This window comes from Phenylobacterium sp. (assembly GCF_019636135.1).
Lineage (GTDB): Bacteria > Pseudomonadota > Alphaproteobacteria > Caulobacterales > Caulobacteraceae > Phenylobacterium.
The window spans coordinates 1-16,542 of sequence record NZ_JAHBYD010000027.1 but is presented as its reverse complement, the minus strand read 5'-3'; the positions used below and the strand labels follow the sequence as shown (position 1 = coordinate 16,542).

14 protein-coding genes and 1 riboswitch are annotated in these 16,542 nt (G+C 71.6%); of the genes, 6 read left to right on the top strand and 8 right to left on the bottom strand.

Going from position 1 to position 16,542, the window contains the following annotated elements; translation table 11 throughout:
* Positions 1-7 precede the first annotated feature (7 nt).
* On the top strand, positions 8-181 hold the full coding sequence (locus tag KF737_RS17305; protein WP_296457727.1) for a DUF465 domain-containing protein: 174 nt from the start codon (positions 8-10) through the stop codon (positions 179-181).
* A 159-nt stretch (positions 182-340) separates the two neighbouring features.
* On the opposite strand, the gene KF737_RS17300 is transcribed toward KF737_RS17305, so the two are convergent.
* From KF737_RS17300 to KF737_RS17270, 7 genes are all read right to left on the bottom strand, one after another.
* Positions 341-1,033, bottom strand: a complete 693-nt coding sequence (locus KF737_RS17300) for a DUF1013 domain-containing protein (RefSeq protein WP_296457725.1) — start codon at positions 1,031-1,033, stop codon at positions 341-343.
* 106 nt (positions 1,034-1,139) lie between these two features.
* Positions 1,140-2,939 carry a M10 family metallopeptidase C-terminal domain-containing protein gene (locus KF737_RS17295; RefSeq protein WP_296457723.1) on the bottom strand — a complete coding sequence of 600 codons (1,800 nt, stop codon included), beginning with the start codon at positions 2,937-2,939 and terminating at the stop codon, positions 1,140-1,142.
* A gap of 168 nt (positions 2,940-3,107) precedes the next feature.
* Complete coding sequence (ribB, locus tag KF737_RS17290; protein ID WP_296457721.1) at positions 3,108-4,253, bottom strand: 3,4-dihydroxy-2-butanone-4-phosphate synthase; 1,146 nt, start codon at positions 4,251-4,253, stop codon at positions 3,108-3,110.
* Positions 4,250-4,825: an NADPH-dependent FMN reductase gene (locus tag KF737_RS17285; protein WP_296457718.1), complete on the bottom strand. Its 576-nt coding sequence runs from the start codon at positions 4,823-4,825 to the stop codon at positions 4,250-4,252. Before KF737_RS17285 ends, ribB begins: the two co-directional genes overlap by 4 nt.
* A 32-nt stretch (positions 4,826-4,857) precedes the next feature.
* On the bottom strand, positions 4,858-6,585 hold the full coding sequence (locus tag KF737_RS17280; RefSeq protein WP_296457883.1) for a class I adenylate-forming enzyme family protein: 1,728 nt from the start codon (positions 6,583-6,585) through the stop codon (positions 4,858-4,860).
* 266 nt (positions 6,586-6,851) lie between these two features.
* Positions 6,852-8,174 carry an acyl-CoA dehydrogenase family protein gene (locus tag KF737_RS17275; RefSeq protein WP_296457715.1) on the bottom strand — a complete coding sequence of 441 codons (1,323 nt, stop codon included), beginning with the start codon at positions 8,172-8,174 and terminating at the stop codon, positions 6,852-6,854.
* 143 nt (positions 8,175-8,317) lie between these two features.
* Positions 8,318-8,515, bottom strand: a complete 198-nt coding sequence (locus KF737_RS17270) for a DUF1674 domain-containing protein (protein WP_296457712.1) — start codon at positions 8,513-8,515, stop codon at positions 8,318-8,320.
* A 55-nt stretch (positions 8,516-8,570) separates the two neighbouring features.
* Between KF737_RS17270 and KF737_RS17265 the strand changes: the two genes are divergently transcribed.
* The 4 genes from KF737_RS17265 (at position 8,571) to purH (ending at position 14,190) form a co-directional block, all read left to right on the top strand.
* Positions 8,571-9,818: a transcription antitermination factor NusB gene (locus KF737_RS17265; RefSeq protein WP_296457709.1), complete on the top strand. Its 1,248-nt coding sequence runs from the start codon at positions 8,571-8,573 to the stop codon at positions 9,816-9,818.
* 255 nt (positions 9,819-10,073) lie between these two features.
* Complete coding sequence (rpe, locus tag KF737_RS17260) at positions 10,074-10,736, top strand: ribulose-phosphate 3-epimerase (RefSeq protein ID WP_296457706.1); 663 nt, start codon at positions 10,074-10,076, stop codon at positions 10,734-10,736.
* 12 nt (positions 10,737-10,748) lie between these two features.
* Positions 10,749-12,413, top strand: a complete 1,665-nt coding sequence (locus tag KF737_RS17255) for a heparinase II/III family protein (RefSeq protein WP_296457704.1) — start codon at positions 10,749-10,751, stop codon at positions 12,411-12,413.
* A gap of 77 nt (positions 12,414-12,490) precedes the next feature.
* A riboswitch (ZMP/ZTP riboswitch) is annotated at positions 12,491-12,575 on the top strand.
* A 22-nt stretch (positions 12,576-12,597) separates the two neighbouring features.
* Positions 12,598-14,190 carry a bifunctional phosphoribosylaminoimidazolecarboxamide formyltransferase/IMP cyclohydrolase gene (gene purH, locus KF737_RS17250; protein ID WP_296457701.1) on the top strand — a complete coding sequence of 531 codons (1,593 nt, stop codon included), beginning with the start codon at positions 12,598-12,600 and terminating at the stop codon, positions 14,188-14,190.
* A 249-nt stretch (positions 14,191-14,439) separates the two neighbouring features.
* On the opposite strand, the gene KF737_RS17245 is transcribed toward purH, so the two are convergent.
* Positions 14,440-14,823 (bottom strand): MerR family transcriptional regulator, encoded by a 384-nt coding sequence (locus KF737_RS17245; protein WP_296457699.1) that lies wholly within the window; start codon positions 14,821-14,823, stop codon positions 14,440-14,442.
* A gap of 162 nt (positions 14,824-14,985) precedes the next feature.
* On the opposite strand from KF737_RS17245, the gene KF737_RS17240 reads away from it, so the two are divergent.
* Entirely contained in the window at positions 14,986-16,395 is a 1,410-nt protein-coding gene (locus KF737_RS17240; protein WP_296457697.1) for a short-chain fatty acyl-CoA regulator family protein, read from the top strand.
* Positions 16,396-16,542: the final 147 nt, after the last annotated feature.

The window sequence follows — 16,542 nt, the reverse complement described above, 5'->3', positions numbered from 1 at the left end:
CTTCGCCATGGCGCTAGATGCCCGGATCCGTGAGCTCGGATCCCGCCACCAGTCCCTGGAACAAGCGATCCAGGACGAGATGCGCAGGCCCTACGCCGACGACCTCAGACTCAAGGAACTCAAGCGACAGAAGCTCAGGCTGAAGGAAGAGATCGAGACCCTCAGGGGCCAGGTGCACTAACGCCCCCGCAATCCCTCCCCTTCAGGGGAGGGTGGCGAGCGAAGCGAGACGGGTGGGGATGTGTGGACCACTCTCCGCGCCTTGGGTCTCGCACCCCTGTTCCCCACCCTGACCGCCAAGGCGGTCTGTCCCTCCCCTGAAGGGGAGGGATTTTCCGGCTCAATCCTCGTCGCCGTCGTCGTCGTGATCGTCGGCGAAGACCGACTCGGCGGTGTGTTCGACTTCCGGCTCGTGTTCCGGCTCGTCCTCGACCACGCCGGTCTCGGAGGCGGGGCGCAGGGTCGCGCCTTCCGGCTCGACGATGCCCTTGCGCGCGTCGTCCCTGGCCTTCTTGTCGGCGGCCTTCTTCACCACGGCGTCCAGCTCGAGCTGGGTGGCGAGGCCGAGCGTCACCGGGTCGACCGGCTTGATCTGGGCCGAGTTCCAGTGCTGGCGGTTGCGCACCTGGTCGATGGTGGCCTTGGTGGTGCCCAGCAGGCGCGCGACCTGGCTGTCGGGCACTTCCGGGTGGTTGCGCACGAACCAGGCGATGGCGTCCGGACGGTCCTGGCGGCGCGACACGGGCGTGTAGCGCGGGGCCTTCTTCACCGGCTTCAGCAGCTCCGCGTGCCGGCTCTTCTGGGCCTTCATGCGGTACTTCTCGTTCTTCTCGGCCGCATCCAGCTCGTCACGGCTGAGCTGGCCGTTGGCGATCGGGTCGGCGCCGCGGATGTCGCGCGCCACCTCGCCGTCGGCGATGCCCTTCACCTCCAGCGGGTGCAGCTCGCAGAAGTCCGCGATCTGGTCGAAGGTGAGCGAGGTGTTGTCGACCAGCCAGACGGCGGTCGCCTTGGGCATCAGGATCTGGGTCATTTTCTTATCGCCCGATTTTCTTGGCTCGAAACAACGGCGCCCGGCCTTTCGGCCGGGCGGTGAGCTTTTCCATATAGGCCGGATATCGCGGTCTGAAAACGGGAAACTACGCCCCGAAGATCCAGCCGTCGGGCAAGGTCGAGAGCTGGACGTTGACCAGGATCATCCGGTCGGCCGGGGAGCCCAGCGTGATGACGACGTCGGCGCCCACCTGGGCCACGCTGTAGGGGGTGCCCGGATCCAGCAGCACGCGGTCGCCCTCGGCGGCGTTGAAGTCGAGGACGCGGTCGATGCCCGCGTCGGCCGAGGTGTGGAACGTGTCCGCGCCCGCGCCGCCGGTCATGGTGTCGTCGCCGCGGTCGCCCGAGACGTAGTCGTTCCCCGCGCCGCCGGTGAGCGAGTCGTCGCCCTGGCCGCCGCGCACGATGTCGTTCCCCGCGCCGCCGTGGCAGGTGTCGTCGCCCAGGTTGCCGTAGACGATGTCGTCCCCGGCCTCGCCGAACAGCAGGTCGTTGTCCTTGCCCCCCACCACCCAGTCGTCGCCGGCGCCGCCATAGGCGGTGTCGTTGCCCATGTTGCCGTTGATGTCGTCGAAGCCGGAGCCGCCGACGATCGAATCGTCGCCCTCGTCGCCGCGCAGGTAGTTCGTACCGGAGCCGCCGTCGATGGTGTCGGCGCCGGCGCCGCCGAAGATGCGGTCGGCGCCCGCGTTGCCCGACAGGACGTTGTTCAGCGCGTTGCCGTTGATGGTGTCGGCGCCGAAGCCGCCGATGGCGTTCTCGATCTGCGCGCCCTGGGCGACGGCCACGTTGCCCACCATCGAGCCCACGTTCGAGAAGAAGCCCTCGCGCAGGTCGATCAACTGGTTCTGCGAGTAGCCCGAGAAGTCGAAGGTGTCGTTGCCGCCCGCGTCCCAGACCGCGAAGATCAGCCGGCTGGACGAGTTGGTCGCCATGAACCAGTCGCGCCCGGCGTTCGAGTTGAAGCCGTAGACGGTGTCGCCCGTCCGCGTCGTCATGTTGGCGCCGTACTCGATCTGGGCGGCGCGGATGTCGTCGAGCTGGGGCGCCGCCGCGTAGCGGCCGTTGTAGCTGGCGCCCGTGTTGGTCTCCGAGAAGTAGCTCATCACCGTGTACTGGCGGCTGTCCTCGTAATACTCGGCGTCGTTCGCGTAGCTGATGGCCCCGCCGCTGTCCGAGGCGTTGTACTCGCCCGGGTGGGCCAGCCCGATCGCATGGCCGATCTCGTGCAGCAGGGTGACGTAGCCGTAGTTGCCCGGGCTCGGGATCGCGTTGGTGCCCGAGCCGATGTTGACCCAGACGTCGCCGGCGCTGCTGTTCGGGCTGGTGCTGCCCGGGTAGTTGGCGAACGCGGCCGAGCCCGACTCGCCGGAGGAATAGTTGCCGAGCAGGATCGCGGCCTGGTTCGAATAGGCCTCCTCGCCGCTGTCGCCCGAGCCCACGCGCACGAAGGTGATCCGCGCCACGTCCGACCACGCCAGCATCGCCTGTTCGGCGGCGTAGATCTGCTGGGCGTTGAAGCGCGAGAAGCCGGAGGTGTCGCTGGGCATCCGCTCGGGCGCGGTGGACCGGAAGGCGTAGGTCACGGTGAAGGCGTTCCCCGCCACGCCGCCCCAGCCGGCATAGGGGGCCATGGTGGCCGGATCGAAGCCGGTCATCTGGAGGCCGGCGCGGTCGATGGTGAAGCTCTGCTTGCCGTTGACGGTCGCGCCCGCGCGCTCGTCGGCGTTCAGGTAGGCGACGGGATCGCCGCCGGTCAGCGCCACGGCGTCCAGCGTCACGACCTGGCCCATGCACACCGGGCATGTGCAGGCGCCCGGCGCGCCGGCGAACAGGCGCTGGCTCAGGTCGGACTCGGACAGGGCTTCGGGACCGGCTTCCGGCATCGCCTCAATCTACCTTCGCCCATCCCCTTATTTTCCTTAAGGGAATAGGTGAACACGGACCGCGCGACATTCACGCGCATAGACAACTACGCCGGGTCCCTCGAACCGGATTGGATCAAAATGCCCGGTTTTCCGCAGAGCCGCTAGGCGTTCGCGCCCAGCCGGGCCTCAATCGAGCGGCATGCGCCCGACGATCTTGAGGCCGTAGCCCGCCGAACCCGGCAGCACGGTCTGCGAGCTGGTCAGCAGCATCATGTCGCGCACGCCGAGGTCGAGGAGGATCTGCGCGCCGATGCCGTAGTCGCGCAGGATGTTCGACGAGTGGTCGGCCTGCGGCTGGCCGTAGCGTTCCGAGAGCCAGTGGGGGTTGGAGTCGCGGATGAACACCGCCACCGCCGCCCCGTCGTACTCCGCCATCGCCTTCAGGGCGTTCGGCACATACTCGCGCCGCGCCTCCACCGCGCCCAGCATGTCGGTGGCCAGGTCGACGCGGTGCATGCGCACCAGGGTGGGCTTGTCGGCGTCGATCCGGCCCTTGGTCAGAACCGCGTGCTCGGTCTGGTCGATGGAGTTCCTGTAGATCACCAGCCGGAAGCGGCCGCCGTAGGCGCTGTCGAACGGCGTCTCCAGCACCCGCTCCACCTGCCGCTCGGTGCGCCGGCGGTAGGCGATGAGGTCGGCGATCGTGCCGATCTTCAGGCCGTGCAGTTGCGCAAAGGCGACGAGGTCGGGCAGGCGGGCCATCGACCCGTCGTCCTTCATGATCTCGCAGATCACCCCGGCGGGGTTCAGCCCGGCCATGCGGCTGATGTCGACGGCGGCCTCGGTGTGGCCGGCGCGGACCAGCACGCCGCCGTCCCGGGCCACCAGCGGGAAGACGTGCCCCGGCGAGACGATCTCGTCCGGTCCCTTGGTGGGGTCGACGGCGACGGCGATGGTGTGCGCCCGGTCGTGCGCCGAGATGCCCGTCGTCACCCCCTCGCGCGCCTCGATGGAGACCGTGAAGGCGGTGCCGTGGCCCGAGGCGTTCTCGGCGGCCATCGGCGGCAGGCGGAGCGCGCGGGCCCGCTCGCCGGTGATCGAGAGGCAGATCAGGCCGCGCGCGTGCTTGGCCATGAAGTTGATCTGCTCGGGCGTGGCGAACTGGGCCGGGATGATGACGTCGCCCTCGTTCTCCCGGTCCTCGGCGTCGACCAGGATGTAGGGCCGCCCGTTGCGGGCGTCCTCGATGATGTCCTCGATCGGGCTGATCGCGCCCGAGACGCTGTCGGGATCGGGCGTCGCGCCCGGCGGGACGAGGTAGGGGCGCTTCATGGGCTTGCTGCCTTCATCTTCGCGAACTCCACGACCTGCTCGGCGACGGTGTCGAGCTGCCAGGCGTCCCGGTCGTCCCGGCACGCGCCGCCGGCATCGAACAGGTCGGCGGCGGAGTTGAGCGCGGCGCCGAACGGCGTCGGCCAGCCCCGCAACGCATGTATGACCCCGCGCAGCGCCATCAAGGCCGTGCCGCCCGCCTGTCCGCCGGCCGCGGTGATGATCGTCCCGACCGCCTTGCCGCTCAGGTAGGGCCGCGGGTCCTTGCCGGTCAGCTCCAGGGTGTCGAGCGCGTTCTTCACCACGCCCGAGATCGAGCCGTGGTAGCCGGGGCTGGCCACGATCACCGCGTCGGCGCCGCGGATCGCCTCGGCCAGCGCCGCCTGCGCCTCGTGCGCGTCGCCCGGGCGCGGATCGAAGATCGGCAGCGTCCCCAGGAACGCCCCGCCCAGGAGCCGTGTCTCGGCCCCCAGCGCCTCGGCGCGCCGGAGCGCACAGATCAGGGCCTTCTCGGTGGACGAGCCGTCGCGGACGGTGCCGCCCAGGCCGACGATGACGGGTTTCCGGGTCATGGCGTAGCGCTAGCGCGGCGACCTAGCGGGAGTCACGCGACTTCGGACTCCGGCGCGAACACCTTCTTCAGCTCGGTCTTCAGAATCTTGCCGTTGGCGTTGCGCGGCAGGGTCTCGGGCCAGAAGGCCACCTTCACCGGAACCTTGAACGCCGCGAGCCGCGCGCGGACGAAATCGCGCAACTCCTGTTCGGTGGCCGTCCCGCCGGGCTTCAGATGCACGACGGCGCCCGGCTCCTCGCCCAATGTCTTGTGCGGGATGGCCACGATGGCGGCGTCCATCACCGCGGGATGGTCGTAGAGGACGTTCTCCACCTCGACGCAGTAGATGTTCTCGCCGCCGCGGATCAGCATGTCCTTGGCCCGGTCGATGATGAAGAGGAAGCCCTCCTCGTCGATCCGCGCCAGGTCGCCGGTGCGCAGCCAGCCATCCTGGAAGGTCTCGGCCGTGGCCTCGGGCTTGTTCCAGTAGAGCTTCACCACCTGCGGGCCCTTCACCCACAGCTCGCCGACGCTGCCCGCGGGCAGGATCGTCTTGCCGTCGGCGGGGTCGCGCACGTGCATCTCGCCCACCGGCGCGGCGGGGCCGGCGCTGTCGGGGCGGTTCGAATAGTCGGCGCCCATGTGGGAGGTGAAGGTGGCCGTGGTCTCGGTCATGCCCCAGCCGTTGCCCGGCTGGCTGCCCGGGAACACCTCGACGATCCGGCGCACCAGCTCGGGCGCGGACGGCGCGCCGCCATAGGCGACGGCCACCAGGGAGCTCAGGTCGTACTTCGCCCGCGCCGGATGCTCGATGAGCTGCCAGGCGATGGTCGGCACGCCGCCGGTGGAGCTCACCTTCTCGTCCTGGATGAGCTTCATCGCCGGCTCGGCGTCCCAGCGGCGCATCAGCACGACCTTGCCGCCCGCGTTCATCGAGGGGCCGAGCGTCGCCGAGAGCCCCGTCGCGTGGAACATCGGCACCACCAGGAGGCTCACCCGCTGCGGCAGCTTCAGGGGATCCATCTCCGGCAGCGGCTCGCCGGCCCGCAGGAAGTTCCGCGCCCCCGAGATGCCGCCCGCGCCGATGTTGGACGTCATGTTGCGGTGCGTGCCCAGCGCGCCCTTCGGCCGGCCGGTCGTGCCCGAGGTGTAGAGGATCGTCGCGTCGTCCTCCGGCCCCAGCTCGACCTGCGGCAACGCCAGCTCCGGCAGCTTCCCCCAGTCGTTCACGGCGCCGATCACGTCTTCCAGCCGCTCGGTCCGCGGGGTCTCGATCGCGCCGGGCAGGCGGGCGACGTAGATCTTCTCGAGGCCCGGCAGCGCGCCCAGCGACTCGGCGATCCGCCCCAGCCGCTCGTCGTCCACGAACGCCACCTTCGTCCCGGAGTCCGCCAGCCCGTATTCCAGCTCCGGCCCCGTCCACCACGCGTTCAGCGGCGTGACGATGGCGCCCACGAGCTGCCCGGCCCAGAAGGCGACCGCCCACTCCGGCAGGTTGCGCATGATCACCGCGACCCGGTCGCCCTTGCGCACCCCGTCGGCCAGCAGCCGGTGCGCCAGCGCGATCGTGGCCCGGCCGAAGCTCCCGAACGTGGCGCGGTCGCCCTCGTAGACGAGGAACTCGCGGTCCCTGAACCGCTGGCCGTTCACGAACACGTCGCGCAGGGTCGGCGGCGCGTTCTTCCACGTCTTCGTCCGCACCCCGCGGATCACCTGCTCCTCGATCTCGAACGGCGCCCCCGGCGCGGTGAGGCGCGCATGCGCTTCGTCGATCGACATCACGGGCCAGGGCTTGGGATCGGTCACGGGGTTCAACCTCTTCAGCACGCAATTCCGCCACCCAGCCGGTGACACGCCCGACCTTGCGGCAGGCAATCCGCATCCAGCCCCTCACACTCAAAACGTCATCCCGCGGCTTGTCCGCGGGACCCATGAACTCCGAGGCGCAGGAGAGGCCCGGGCGGCGACGCCGAGGGTCGCCACGACCCTCCGCGATCTTGGGTCCCGCGGACAAGCCGCGGGATGACGTGAGAGAGGTAGGAGCGCTACGCGTTCTCCCGCCGCCGCCCCGCATACGCCGCCTTGATCTCGTCCAGGTCGCTGGCGAAGCGCTTCTCGGCTTCCTCGCGGAGTTTCGGGATGTGGTAGCTGGGGAAAAGGTCGTTGTCGGGCTGGTAGTCCTTCAGCACCTGCCTGGCGAGGGTCACCTTGTGGACCTCGGTCGGCCCGTCGGCGATGCCCATGACCAGGGCCGAATTGACCATGTGCATGAAGGGCATCTCGTTGGAGACGCCCAGCGCCCCGTGCAGGTGCGCCGCCTTGGTCGCCACGTCGTGGTAGACCTGCGGCATCGCCACCTTGATGGCCGCGATGTCCTTGCGGACCTTCTGGTAGTCCTTGTGCTTGTCGATCAGCCAGGCGGTGCGCAGCACCAGGAGCCGGAAGCTCTCCACCGCGATCCACGAATCGGCGATCTGCTCCTGCACCATCTGCAGGTCCGAGAGCCGCCCGTCCCGCGTGGTCCGCGACACCGCGCGCCGGCACATCAGGTCCAGCGCATGCCGGCACGCGCCCACGGTGCGCATGGCGTGATGGACGCGCCCGCCGCCCAACCGCACCTGGGCGATCATGAACGCCGCGCCGCGGTCGCCCAGCAGGGCGTCGTAGGGCAGGCGCACGTCGTTGTAGCGGACATACCCCTCGTTGCCGCCGCCGATCTGCCCGCCCGCGCCCACGGCCACGTTGCGGATGATCTCCACCCCGGGGGTGTCGGTGGGCACGAGGAAGATCGAGGTGCGCCGGTAGGGGTCCCTGGCGTCGGGGTCGGTCACCGCATAGAGCACCAGCACCTTCGAATACTGGGCGTTGGTCGAGAACCACTTCTCGCCGTTGATCACCCACTCGTCGCCGTCCAGCACCGCGCGGGTCCTGAAGGTCAGCGGGTCCGAGCCGCCGGTGGGCTCGCTCATCGAGAAGGCCGAGCGGATCTCGCCGTTCAGCAGCGGCCAGAGGTACTTCTCCTTCTGCGCCTCGGTCCCGTAGTGCGCGATGATCTCGGCGTTGCCCGAGTCCGGCGCCTGGCAGCCGAAGACGCTGGGGGCCAGGTTGTTGCGCCCGAGCTTCTCGTTCATCAGCGCCAGCTTGAGCTGGCCGTAGCCCTGGCCGCCCAGCTCGGGGCCCAGGTGGCAGGCCCACAGGCCCTCGGCCTTCACGCGCTCTTGCAGGGGCTTGATGAACCGCTTGCGGCCCTCGGTGGAGTAGGCCGCCATCCCCAAGTGGCTGAGCGGCTCGATCTCCTCGCGCATGAGGTCCTCGATCCAGTCCAGCTTCTTCTGGAACTCGGGATCGGTCTCGAAATCCCACGCCATGGCCGCGCCTCCCAGCCGCCGCCCGCCCCGGTTCGGAAGGGGGGCGGCTTTTTCGTATGTCGGGTACGCTACGCGCTCCCTAGCGCAACATCAAACGCTTGTTTGGGGCGGCCGTGAGGCGGGCCTGTTCCCGGGTGCGACCTTCAGAAATCGACCGCGATGCCCTTGCGTTCCCAGTCGCCGAAGCGGGTGGGTTCGGGGCCTCTCGGGCCGCCGTCCTCGTGCGGCCGGTCGGCGGCCGGGCGCTCGGCCCGGCGGCGGGCCTCGGCCTCTTCCAGGGCGCGGCGGGCGGCGGGCGGGAGCGCCTTGCCGGGCGCGGCGTTGGGCGGGGCGTCGTCCATGCCCCTGACTTAAGCGCTTGCGCGCGGACCTCCAAGCGGGCACACGCCGCGCGCCGTGAACGACACCCCCGACGCCAACGACCAGACCGCAGGCCTGCCCGCCCGCGCCGCCGCCCTCGATCTGCTGGCGACCGCGCTCGCGCGCCGCGCCGGGCTGGACGAAGGGCTGAGCCACCCCGCCCTGGCCGCGCTCGCGCCGCGCGACCGGGCTTTCGCCCGGGCGGTGGTGATGGCGACGCTGCGCCACCTGGGCGCCATCGACGCCGCCTTGCAGTCGCGGCTGAAGAAGCCGCCGCCCGAGCGGATCGTGCATGCGCTGCGCCTGGGCGTGGCGCAGCTCTTCGTGCTGAAGACGCCGGCGCACGCCGCCGTCGGCGCGACGGTCGACCTCGTCGCCGCGCAGAAGGGCGGCCAGGCGTTCAAGGGCCTGGTCAATGCGGTGCTGCGGGGGCTGACGCGCGAGCCGCCGGCCCTCGACGATCCCGACCTGATGCTGCCGACCTGGCTCGCGGCCCGCTGGCGCGCGGCCTACGGCGAGGCCGACGCCCGCGCGATCGCCACCGTCGTGCCGCTGGAGCCCGCGACGGACCTGACGATCCAGGCCACCGGCGCCACCGAGCGCAGCGACCGGAAGGGCGACGTCTCCGCCTGGGAGGGCTTCCCGGACGGCGCGTGGTGGGTGCAGGACGCCTCGGCCGCCGTGCCCGCGCGCCTGCTGGGCGTGAAGCCCGGCGAGACGGCCCTCGACATGTGCGCGGCGCCCGGCGGCAAGACGCTGCAGCTCGCCGCCGCGGGCGCGAAGGTGACGGCGCTCGACCGCTCGGCGGGCCGCATCAGGCGGGTGAGCGAGAACCTGGCGCGGACCGGCCTGGGGGCCGAGGTCGTGGTCGCCGACGCGGCCGAGTGGAAGGACGGCCGCACGTTCGACGCCGTGCTGCTCGACGCGCCGTGCTCGGCCACGGGCACCTTCCGCCGCCACCCCGACGTTCTGTGGGTCGCGAGCCCCGCCGACATCCCCAAGCTCGCCGCCGTCCAGGCGCGGCTGCTGGACTCGGCCGCGCGGCGCGTGAAGCCGGGCGGCCGGCTGGTCTACTGCGTCTGCTCGCTGGAGCCCGAGGAGGGCGAGGGCCAGGTCGCGGCCTTCCTCGCGCGCACGCCCGGCTTCGCGCTCGACCCGATCGCCGAGGGGGAGGGCGGCGCGCCCGCCGCCAGCCTGCGCGACGACGGCGCGCTGCGCATCCTGCCCCACCACCGCGAGGGCGGAACCGACGGCTTCTACATGGCCCGCCTGCGGAAGAACTGACCCCACCGTTTGTCATCCCGGTTTGGGCGCAGCCCAAGACCGGGACCCAACCGTCGGGTGCTCTGAGCTGGTGCTCTGGCCCCGACCGCCAGGGCCGTCCTCCGACCATCGATACACCTGATGGTTGGGTCCCGGTCTTCGCTTCGCGAAACCGGGATGACAGCTTTTTGGGGGATGACGGCTGTTGGGTGATGACAAGCGGGGGTGAAGCATCGGGAGGTGGTGTGGCGGCGCGCATCACGTTAAGCGGGACGCATGGCCAAGCCTGACGTGATCATCGCGCCCTCGATCCTGGCGAGCGACTTCGCGCGGCTGGGCGAGGAAGTCGCCGCCATCGAGGCGGCCGGCGCCGACTGGGTGCATGTCGACGTCATGGACGGCCACTTCGTCCCCAACATCACCATCGGCCCCGACGTGGTGAAGGCGCTGCGGCCGCATTCGAAGCTGCCCTTCGACTGCCACCTGATGATCTCGCCGGCGGACCCGTACATCGAGGCGTTCCGCGAGGCCGGGGCCGACTACATCTCGGTGCATCCGGAGGCCGGGCCGCACCTGAACCGGACGCTGAAGCTGATCCGCAAGGCGGGCGCCAAGGCCGGCGTGGTGTTCAACCCGTCGACCGATCCCAGTGTGATCCGGTGGATGATGGACGAGATCGACCTTATCCTCGTCATGTCGATCAACCCGGGGTTCGGCGGCCAGACCTTCATGCACTCCCAGCTTCGCAAGATCGAGGCGCTCCGCGGGATGATAGACGCCGAGGGGCGCGACATCCCGCTGGAGGTCGACGGGGGCGTCACGCCGGAGACGGCGAAACTCTGCATCGCGGCGGGGGCGACCGCGTTGGTGGCGGGGACCGCGGTGTTCCGCGGCGGCCCATCCGCCTACGCCGCCAACATCGCCGCCCTGCGCGGCTAGGCGCCCCCGGCCTTGGCCGGCGCCCCCCGCATCCCCGGCCGCCACCTGGCCCTGGCGCTCTGCGTGGGCGCGGGCCGCGCGCTCTCCGAGGAATGGCGCGCGTCGGGCCTGCACCGCTGGGCGACCTCGCGGCCGCGGCCCGACGGGTTCGGCGTCGCGCCGCGCGACTTCCGCCCGCCCGACGTCGAGGCCGGCCGTGCGGTGCTGGCGGGCGCCTTCGTGCTGGCGGGCCAGACCCTGGCGACCGGCGTGCGCGGCGACCCGTGGGACCGGCCCAGCCCCAGCCGCGCCTTCGCCGAGGCGCTGCACCGCTTCGACTGGCTGCCGGGGCTGATCGCCGCCGGGCCCGAGGGCGCGGGCGAGGGCCTGCGGCTGGTGCTGGAGTGGCGGCGGCGCTTCGGGCGCTGGAACGGGTTCGCCTGGGCGCCGGAGGTGATGGCGCGCCGCGTCTACAACCTGGCCTGCGCGGGCCCGGCGCTGGCGGCGCGGGCGTCCGAGGCCGAGGTCTCGCAGCTCGCCGCCGACCTGGCGCGGCAGGCCCGCGACCTGCTGGGCGCCGGCGACGTCGCCGACGCAGCCGAGCGGGCGGCGTGCGCGGCGGTGGCCGGGGCGGCCCTGAGGGGCGTGGGCGGACGCAGGCTCCTGGACCGGGCGCTGGCGAAGCTCGGCCGCGCGCTGGGGCAGACCGTGGACGCCGAGGGCGGCCACGCCACGCGCCGGCCCGACCTGGCGCTGGAGCTGCTGTTCGACCTACAGACCCTGGACGAGGCGATGGTCCAGCGCGGGATGGCCGCGCCCGACGCCGTGCAGCGCGCCATCGACCGGCTGGCCGGCGCGGTGCGGTTCTTCACCCTCGACGACGGCCGGCTCGCGGCGTTCCAGGGGGGCCAGCCCCTGAGCGCGCCCTACGTCGCCGCCGCCCGGGCGCAGGACGAGGCGGCCGACCGGCCCACCGCCGCCAGCCTGGGCGGCTACCAGCGCCTCGATGCGCGCCACATACAGGTGGCGGCCGACGTCGCCGCCCCGCCGGCCGGCGCCTGGTCGCGGAGCGCGGGCGTCGCGCCGCTGGCGCTGTCGGTGCTGGTCCACGGCCGCCGCCTGATCGACGCCACGGCGGGCCGCGGGCTCGGCGCCGCCGCGACCGTCGAGGCGGGCGAGCTGCCCGCGCGCGTCCTGGCCGGCGCGCCGGGTTCGGTGCTCGGCCCGCGGCTGGTCGACGCCGAGGTGGTCGTGGACGTCCAGCGGCACGAGGCGCCCGGCGCGCTCTGGCTCGACCTCGCCCACCACGGCTGGATGGCGCGCTACGGCACGATGCACCAGCGCCGCCTCTACCTGGACACCCTGGCCGGCGAGCTGCGCGGCGAGGATCGGCTCACGCCCACGGCCCGCGCCCAGGGGCCGGACGGGCGCCACTTCATCCCCTATGCGCTGCGTTTCCCGCTGCACGCGGGGGTGCGCGCCCTGGTCTCGCAGGACAGGCGCAGCGTGCTGCTGCGGCTGGAGGGCGAGGCCGACGGCTGGATCCTGCGCAACGACGCCCTCGACATCGCCCTGGAGCCCCGCGCCGGCGGCGGCGCCCAACTGGTGCTGCGCGGCCAGCGGCGGGCGGATTCCGGCGCCCGCGTGCGGTGGAAGCTCGCGCCTGCGCGGCAGCTTCCCGCCGAGGCGGGAAGCTAGCTAAGCAAAAGTGTGAGCCTTTCCCGCCGGGAAAGGCTCGGGCCGTTGACCCGCCGCCCGCCGCGGCGTAACCCGCGCCCATCCCGCGTGACTGGCGACTGGAGGTGGGCGACCACCGGGGAGCGCGGCGACCATATTCCGCCGCGCGCCTGGGCATTCCCTTTGAACCGTTGAGGAGAATGCCGTGCCTGCTGCGCCCGATTTCCCGCCTGCTCCCGACCGCGTGCCGCTGCGCCGTGCGCTGATCAGCGTCTCGGACAAGACCGGCCTGATCGACGCCGCCAAGGCGCTTGCCGCCAAGAGGGTCGAGCTCGTCTCCACCGGCGGCACCCGCAAGGCCATCGCCGACGCCGGCCTGCCGGTGAAGGACATCTCCGAGCTCACCGGCTTCCCCGAGATGATGGACGGCCGCGTGAAGACGCTGCACCCCATCGTCCATGGCGGCCTGCTGGGCGTGCGCGACGCGCCGGCGCACAAGCAGGCGATGGACGCGCACGGGATCGGCGGCATCGACCTCGTCTACGTGAACCTCTACCCGTTCGAGCAGACGGTGGCGGCGGGCGCAGACTTCGAGACCTGCGTCGAGAACATCGACATCGGCGGGCCGGCGATGATCCGCTCGGCGGCCAAGAACCACGGCTACGTGGCCGTCTGCACCGAGATCGGCGACGTCGAGGCGGTGCTGGCCGAGTTCGCGGCGGACGGGGCGACCAGCCTGGGCCTGCGCAGGACGCTGGCGGCGCGGGCCTATGCGCGCACGGCCACCTATGACGCCGCCATCGCCTCGTGGTTCGCGGCCGAGCTGGGCGAGTTCGCCCCGGCGCGGCTCGCCGTCGGCGGCCAGCTCGCGCAGACGATGCGCTATGGCGAGAACCCGCACCAGGACGCCGCCTTCTACCGCTTCCCCAACCCGACGGTGGGGGTGGCCACGGCGACCCAGCTCCAGGGCAAGGAACTCAGCTACAACAACATCAACGACACCGACGCGGCGTTCGAGCTGGTGTCGGAGTTCGATCCGGCCGCCGGCCCGGCCTGCGCGATCATCAAGCACGCCAACCCCTGCGGCCTCGCCACCGGCGGCACGATGCTGGACGCCTACCGGCGCGCGCTGGCCTGTGACCCGACGAGCGCTTTCGGCGGCATCGTGGCGCTGAACGGGCGGCTGGACGCCGCCACCGCGGCGCAGGTTCTGGAGATCTTTACCGAGGTGGTGATCGCGCCCGAGGCGGACGACGACGCGGTCGCCCTCTTCCGCAAGAAGAAGAACGTGCGCCTGCTGGTCACCGGCGGCCTGCCCGACCCGAACCGGGCGGGCAAGACCTTCAAGTCGGTCGCCGGCGGCTTCCTGGTGCAGGGCCGCGACACGGCGCGCCTGACGCCGGCCGACCTGAAGGTGGTCACCCGGCGCGCGCCGACGGACGAGGAGGTGCGCGACATGCTGTTCGCCTTCACCGTGGCCAAGCACGTGAAGTCGAACGCCATCGTCTACGCCAAGGCCGGCCAGACGCTGGGCATCGGCGCGGGGCAGATGAATCGCAAGGATTCGGCCCGGATCGCCGCCCTGCGCGCCGCCGACTTCGGCCTGGACCTGAAGGGCTCGGCCTGCGCGTCGGAGGCGTTCTTCCCGTTCCCGGACGGCCTGCTCCAGGCCGCGGACGCGGGCTGCACGGCGGTGATCCAGCCGGGCGGCTCCATCGGCGACCAGGCCGTGATCGACGCCGCGGACGAGCGGGGCGTCGCCATGGTGTTCACCGGCGTGCGCGTGTTCCGCCACTAAGGTGGCGCGAGCCTTTCGGCTCCGGGGGCGCGTCAGCGCCGCTTGGATTCAACCACGAACGAACACGAAGGCACACGAACAGGCCGCAGATGATCGCGGCGGGGCGCTCAGATCGTCCCCGACGCGTTCGTGTGTCTTCGTGTTCGTTCGTGGTTCCAAATGACGGCGCCTGCGGCGCGCAGGACGCTCGCCAGCTCAGCCCAACCCTCATCCGTCAGGCTGCGGCCAACGGGGGCCGGTGCGCGCGGATCAGCTATAGGCGGCGAGGCGGCGGGGCGTTTCCGGGCGCCCGAGGTCGCCGATGACCTCGTCGAGGGCCGCCATCTCGGCCGCCAGCTTCGCGCGGCGGGCCGCCAGGGTGTCGACGGCCAGGGCGCGGGCCTCGGCCTCGCCCTCGGTCTCCAGCACGGCCTCGATCTCGGGCAGCCCCACGCCGGCGCGGCGCAGGCGCGAGATCCACTCCAGCCGCCGCCGCGCGGCCGGGTCGTAGAAGCGCGCGTTCTGGCGGTCGCGGCGGGCCTCGATCAGCCCGCGCTCCTCGTAGAAGCGGAGCGCGCGGGCGGTCATGCCGTAGAGGCGCATCGCGCCGGCGATGCCCAGGCGCGGCAGGTGGCGGAGGTTGTCGTCCATCATGTCTCGCATCCCATGGCCACACCATTCCACAAGATTGCGGAGGCCGGCCGATACCCGTTGAGGTCTGTGCGGGGGCCAAGGTGCCGTTACGGACCATTGGGTTTCAACCGAGATCGTGCGAAGAATTGGCCGCCCACGCCGCTCGATTTGTGAAATTGTGAAATGCGCTACAAGCTGTTCGTCGGCCCCAAGGTGCGCGCGCTGCGCGCTCAGCGCGGCTGGCGGCTCGAGACTTGCGCGCAGCACCTGGGCATCTCGGTCAGCTATCTGTCGCAGATCGAGGCGAACCAGCGGCCGGTGACCGACCGGGTGCTGGCGGGCCTGATGGCGACCTTCCACGCCCCCGCCGAACTGTTCGAGGCCGACAACGACCAGCGCCTGATCGCCGACCTGCGCGAGGCGGTGGCCGAGAGCGCCGGGATGGGCGATGCGATCCCGCTCAGCGAGCTGCGCCACGTGGCATTGCAGTCGCCGGGCCTGGCGCGGCGCTTCCTCGACCTGCACCGCGCGAACCACCGCCTGTCGGAGCGGCTGAAGCTGACCGAGGAGGCCGTGGCCCTGGACGAGGCGACGGCCGCCAGTTCGCTGCTGCCCTACGAGGAGGTGCGCGACTTCTTCCACTTCAAGGACAACTACGTCGACAGCCTCGACCGCGCGGCCGAGGACCTGGCGCGCGAGATCGGCCTCGACCAGCCGGGGCCCGCCGACATGCTGCTCGAGATGTACGTGCGCGAGCGGATGGGGGTCGACGTCCGCTACGCGGCGATGGACGACGTGATGCGCCGGTTCGATCCGGCGGCCAACGTGCTCTGGCTGAACGTGGCGCAGCCGCCGGCCACGCGGGTGTTCCAGCTCGCCTACCACGTGGCCGTGGCGAACCTCTCCGGGGAGATCGACACCGAGCTGGCCGGGGCGCGGTTCCGCAGCCGGGAAGCCGTGGACGTCTGCCGCGTGGGGCTGGGCAACTATGCGGCCGGCGCGCTGATCATGCCCTACCGCCGGTTCGCGACCTTCGCGCGCGAGCGGCGCTACGACGTGGAACAGCTCGCCCTGCACTTCAGCGCCAGCCTGGAGCAGGTCTGCCACCGGCTCTCGACGCTGCAGCGGCCGGGCCAGCGCGGGACGCCGATCTACTTCGTCCGCCTCGACTACGCCGGCAACATCACCAAGCGCCACAGCGCCACGCGCTTCCAGTTCGCGCGGTTCGGCGGGGCCTGCCCGCTGTGGAACGTCCACGACGCGGCGGCGGCCTCGGACCGCTTCCTGGTGCAGGTGGCCGCGATGCCGGACGGGACGCGCTACCTCTGCGTGGCGCGGGCGGTGGTGAAGCGGTCGGAGGCCTATCTGCGGCCCGACCGGCGCTACGTCCTGGGCTTCGGCTGCGAGATCGACCATGCGCACGAGCTGGTCTACTCGGAGGGCGTGGACCTGAAGGGCCCCGCCGCGCCGATCGGCGTGAGCTGCCGCATCTGCGAGCGCGACGACTGCGCCCAGCGCGCCTTCCCGCCCGTGGACCGGCGGCTGAACGTGCCCGAGCACGAGCGCCGCACGGTCCCGTTCCGGCTGGGCTAGGGCGGATCCATCTTCCGCGTTCTGGTCGCTGTGCGTCCTTCTCCCCTTGCGGGAGAAGAGCCTGCCCCGGACTTGATCCGGGGTGTCAGCCGCAGGCTGACGGATGAGGGGTCGCGCTGAGCGAACGAGCATCCTGCGCGCCGCAGG